Raw genomic sequence first — 5,008 nt, 5'->3', positions numbered from 1 at the left:
ATTATAACTCACAAAACGATAAAGCTTTCTGTTTGGATTAAAGGAGGATCAGGAAAATAAGTCGAATGTGTAGCAGGATGGTGTGGTGATGGTATGAGGTGAAGTTAGAAAATCACAAAGTCAGGTCATGTGCAGATCGCGGCCGTGGAATGGGTGTATTCGTAGTAGTGGTCGTAGTAGTGCCCTCCTGGGACGGGCGGGTTGAACCCTTGACAAGAAGACCTCTGTCCGGAGTAAGTCGTCCTATGTATTCCGAGATCTTCTTGGTTTTCTTGGTTTCTCTGTTGTAGGTGCTGGTTGAATAATAGACGTAGGGTTTCCCCTGGATGTACTTGATCTCAAGGCACTTCTTTCCCGTCTCGCGCTGTTTAGCAAGCCGCTCTTCCGCCCAGCCTTCCACGTAATAATATTAGGGAATAATACTATATAGATCTTTTGGTTTTGGAGCCCTGGTTTGATGAAAAGAGTGCTATGTGAAGAGATTATGCCCTATGTGTGGAAAAGTTTGGGGACAAAAGAAAAGAAAAGAGCATATGATGAGCTTGCTGATCGGATCAGATCAGATGCAGCCGCCGGTGATGACGGCCTTATCCGGATGCAGTCCTTTATCCACCATTGTGCAGATTCCGGGCTGCTGCATCGGTGTGGATCGGCATTTGCAGAATATTTCAAACCTGCAAGGCCGACAAAGATCCTGACCGCCGAAGTGAGCGGCATTTTAGCCGCCCTGCCTGTGGGCATCCATCTTGATATCCCTGTCTTGATCGCACGGAAAGAGGTACCAAAGACATTTACCGGCAATTTGATCGAAGAGAGGCTCATATCCCGGACAAAAGAAAGGGAGAGCTTCCTCTCCATCATATCCGATTATCTGAGTGAGGTTGACCGCGTGCTGATTATCGACGACGTGCTTGCACGGGGAGAAACGGCTGCTGCGTTGATACGGCTCGCTGTCCGTGCAGGTGCTGAGGTTATCGGCGTCGGGGTGCTTGTTGAGAAGCTGTATGAGAAGGGGCGGGAGCTGATACCGGAAGAGATTGAGTTTGCGTCCCTCTGCCCGATCCAGTCGATAGAGAGGGGGGTGATTCAGATCGCCGATGAGGGATCATCAACGTGAAGGGGGATTCTGGGTTTCCATGAACCAGAAGATCCTCTGGAAAACCCCTTACCTCTCCACCACATGCACAGCCGATGCCTTAAATGAAGCACAGATATCTGATCCAACCCTGATCCCAAGCTCCTCGGTTGCCTTCCAGGTGATAACGGCGATGAGCTGTACCCCACAGTCAAGGATAAGGCGGTTTAAGGGTCCCATCGGCGTGATCTCAACAACCTTCCCGGGGAGAACGTTCCTGACACTTGTCGCATGTTCGCTTGTACAACTGAGTGCGATATCCTCAGGCCTGAGAAAGAGATGCACATGAGTTCTCTCTGTGAGAGGGGAGATCGCATAGAGAAGCGTGCCACCTGACTCGATAGTGGCAAGGCCGCCGTCTTTTGCAGTGATGGCTCCTTCGATAATATTCTCAATTCCGACAAAACGGGCAACGTAACGGTCATGGGGAGCTGAAAAGATCTCACGGGGGGTACCGATCTGGGAAAAAACCCCATTCATCATCACCCCTATCCGGTGTGCCAGCCGTTGCCCCTGTACCATATCATGGGTTGACATCAGAATAGTGATCCCAAAATCCCGGTTGATCTTCTTGATCAGATCCTCGATCATCTCCACCGAGACCGGATCGAGATTTGCGGTTGGTTCGTCAAGAAGAAGAAGATCCGGATTTGTGACCAGTACCCGGGCAAGCGCCACCCGCTGCATCTCCCCACCTGAGAGTGTCTTTGCCTTCCTCTCCTCAAAACCGGTGAGGCCGACAATCCCGAGGGCTTCTGTAATCTTTTCCCTGACTTCTGCCTCAGGTATCCCCCTGAACCTGAGGCCGATGGCAACATTCTCGTATACGGTTGTGTTGAAGGTCGCTGATTTCTGGAAGACCATGCCCATTCTGCGGCGAACCGCAATTGATCCTTCTGAGGTAATATCTCTCCCACCAAAGATCACAGTCCCCGAGGTTGGCGTCTCCAGGAAATTAATAATCCTGAGTAATGTCGACTTTCCTGCCCCCGAAGGTCCGATGATCGTAAATATCTCGCCTTTCTGAATCTCCGCTGAGACTCCCCTGAGCACTTCAGTGTTGCCAAATCTTTTGGTAATATCGCGCAGTTCAAGCATCAGGATCACCGGTTCTGGACATAGGCTAAGATAAGGTTGATCACAAGGGCTATTCCGAGGAGGATGATCCCAAGCGCAATCGACATCGCAAGGTTCCCCATTGAGGTCTCAAGCGAGATTGCCGTCGTCAGGACACGGGTATGGCCCCGGATGTTCCCGCCGATCATGATCGCAGCCCCGACTTCCGAGATGGCACGGCCAAATGCAAGCACAACAGCCGCCATGATCGCATAGCGTGCTTCGCGAACGACACTGTTCATGAACTGGTACCGGGTCGCACCCAGTGACCGCAACGTATCGAGGATAGTAGTGTCAACACCTTTCAGGGCAGAGATAGTCAACCCGACCAGAATCGGCAGGATAAGGACAGTCTGGGCGATGATCATCCCTTCAGGGGTGAAAAGGAGCCGCAGGAAGCCAAAAGGCCCTGCACGTGAGATCAGAAGAAAGACAAAAAGTCCGACAAGCACTGTAGGAAGGGCATAAAGCGTCTGGATTAGGTTTATAAGCGCTTGTTTTCCCCGGAATTCTGAAAAGGTGATGAGGGATCCGATCGGAATCGCAAGCAGGGTGGCAAAGAACGTTGCGGTAAGCGAGATAATGATACTCCGGATAGCTGTCTCGATTACCTCCGGATCCAGGCTTACGATCAACTCGAGTGCAGTGGTGAAGCCGGCAACGATCTCATTCATAGCATACTCTCATGGATAATGAAGTCGAAGATGGAAAAAAGAGTTGGGTTTCAATCAGACAACAGGTGAAGTTACCTCTGCTTCGGGTACTCCCATCAGAACCCATTTTCCGGATGCTGCAAAGAAGAGGGGTTCACCATACTCTGCAACACCGAAGGTGGCAATCTCCTGCTGCACATCATCGGAGATTAAGTAATTGATCCAGGCTTTTCCAAGTTCTGTGTCAATACCTGCATGTTTCTCAGGATTAATCAGCATCGTGGAGTAGACATTCAGGAGAATATCCCCGGAGTCGACGATCGGCACAAGCTGAAGATCTCCCTTATATGCAAGGAATGTCCCGATATCCGAGAGTGTGTATGCTTCTTTCTCATTTGCCATCACCAGGGTTGCACCCATACCGGTTCCTGCTTCAACATACCAGTCGCCTGAATTCTGGACATCGGTTGCATAGTCATAGCCTGCTGCCTTCCAGATGGCTTTCTCTTTTGCATGGGTTCCGGAAGAATCGCCACGCGAGACGAAGACAACGCCCGGAGTCCCGGCTTTGCCCTCAGTCATAAGAGTCTGGAATGCTTCCTCAGGTTCGGTTCCACGGATGCCTGCCGGATCTGATTCGGGACCGACGATCACAAAGTAATTGTACGCGATGACACGCCGATCAACTCCATCGCCATCAGCGATGAAGGTATCTTCACGGGCACGGTCATGGACCATCATCACATCGACATCGCCCCGCTGGCCATACTCAAGCGCCTTGCCCGTTCCTGCAGAGACGATCAGGAGTTTGGCATTATATTTCTTCTCAAACGCGGGTCCCAGGTGATCAAGAAGACCGGTGTCATACAGGCTGGTGGTTGTCGCGATCCGAAGCTCTTCGGGAGCTGGAGCGGCTGTTGGAGCAGGTGTTGCATCCGGTACTGCAGGTGCATCTTCACTGACGCATCCTGCAACAAGCAGCCCTGCAATCAGAAGGGCAGCCACGAGAAGAATTCTATTCCATTCCATAGTAAACAGCGGTTATTACTATCTTTTACTATTTAACGGTTATTTTTTAGTTTGTTGTTAACCTTATTTAATTAACACAATAAACTATCACATTCCACATTTATGCTTTAATAATCGATCCAACCCGCTCCCCATCCAGCAGGCGTGTCAGTGTGCCGGGAACATGCCCATTGATGATATGAACCTTACGGACACATTTTGCATCCAGCAGCATCTCAACCACCTTATCCTCAAGTACCAGATCCTCCATCCCCAGATCCAGGAGTTCGGCGGCTGTGATCTCTTCGATCAATTCGGCATCCGGGTTATCAAATGGACTTTCTGTAAAGAGGCCGTCAACATTCTTGACAAGAATACAGGATTTCGCCCCGAGCACCTCAGCCATAAGAAAGGCACCGGTATCTGTCCGGTGAGCCGGGATCATGCCAATTTCTGAGGGTTTTTCGTAAAGACCATAAGGGGGAGTGCCATGGGTCACCGGAAGAATACCCATCCGGAGGAGCATCGGGAGCTCAAGGAGATCTGCTGAGTGAATTCGGGTTCCACCATACTCAGAGAGGAGAACCGACATCATGATCGCATTCTGCTCACTCACCTTACCAGAGAGTTCCGCAAGCACACCTGTCGGCATGCCGAGATCCAGGCCGATATCCATGATATGACGGACACGAACACCTCCACCTGTCACAACCATCATCTGGTGTTTCCGTGAGAGCAACCCGATCTCTTCTGCAAGCGGCTTTAAGACAGGGGCCCCATAATCGACGATCCCATGACCGCCGATCTTCACAACATGCAGATCCGGAGCGATCCGAAGCTGCGTTAAACCTTCATATCTTTTCAGGAGGCCCCGACGTCCAAGCGTCTCGCCTCTGAGTTTGGATTCAAGCTCCCTCCTCCTGTGCATATCAATCAAACCATTATGGATTCTATGTTATTTTTAATCTCTCGTAACTGGTCAGCTATACCTGTAAGCCACAGTGGGCATGAAGGGTTCTCTCCTGAATGCTCCTTTGATGGCGGCAAGTACTGACCCCTCATTCTTCTTCACAGTTGAGATATACCCTCTTACCCG

6 protein-coding genes are annotated in these 5,008 nt (G+C 50.7%); 1 reads left to right on the top strand and 5 read right to left on the bottom strand.

Features of this window, described 5'->3' with window-relative positions; all coding sequences use genetic code 11:
- Positions 1-112: 112 nt before the first annotated feature.
- Entirely contained in the window at positions 113-400 is a 288-nt protein-coding gene (locus FTO68_RS11580) for a hypothetical protein (RefSeq protein WP_255333569.1), read from the bottom strand.
- A 105-nt stretch (positions 401-505) separates the two neighbouring features.
- Here FTO68_RS11580 and xpt point away from each other — a divergent pair, with 105 nt between their 5' ends.
- Positions 506-1,117, top strand: a complete 612-nt coding sequence (gene xpt / locus FTO68_RS11575; RefSeq protein ID WP_255333568.1) for a xanthine phosphoribosyltransferase — start codon at positions 506-508, stop codon at positions 1,115-1,117.
- 48 nt (positions 1,118-1,165) lie between these two features.
- On the opposite strand, the gene FTO68_RS11570 is transcribed toward xpt, so the two are convergent.
- The 4 genes from FTO68_RS11570 to FTO68_RS11555 form a co-directional block, all read right to left on the bottom strand.
- On the bottom strand, positions 1,166-2,233 hold the full coding sequence (locus tag FTO68_RS11570) for an ABC transporter ATP-binding protein (RefSeq protein WP_255333567.1): 1,068 nt from the start codon (positions 2,231-2,233) through the stop codon (positions 1,166-1,168).
- Between the two features lie 5 nt (positions 2,234-2,238).
- Positions 2,239-2,925 (bottom strand): ABC transporter permease, encoded by a 687-nt coding sequence (locus FTO68_RS11565; protein ID WP_255333566.1) that lies wholly within the window; start codon positions 2,923-2,925, stop codon positions 2,239-2,241.
- Between the two features lie 54 nt (positions 2,926-2,979).
- On the bottom strand, positions 2,980-3,933 hold the full coding sequence (locus tag FTO68_RS11560) for an ABC transporter substrate-binding protein (protein WP_255333565.1): 954 nt from the start codon (positions 3,931-3,933) through the stop codon (positions 2,980-2,982).
- A gap of 100 nt (positions 3,934-4,033) precedes the next feature.
- Positions 4,034-4,840, bottom strand: a complete 807-nt coding sequence (locus tag FTO68_RS11555; RefSeq protein WP_255333564.1) for an amino acid kinase family protein — start codon at positions 4,838-4,840, stop codon at positions 4,034-4,036.
- Positions 4,841-5,008: the final 168 nt, after the last annotated feature.

It is taken from the genome of Methanocalculus taiwanensis, from assembly GCF_024372745.1.
In the GTDB taxonomy this organism is placed as follows: Archaea; Halobacteriota; Methanomicrobia; order Methanomicrobiales; family Methanocorpusculaceae; genus Methanocalculus; species Methanocalculus taiwanensis.
Note: the sequence above shows the minus strand (reverse complement) of the source record. Positions and strands in the feature narration are given on the sequence as shown.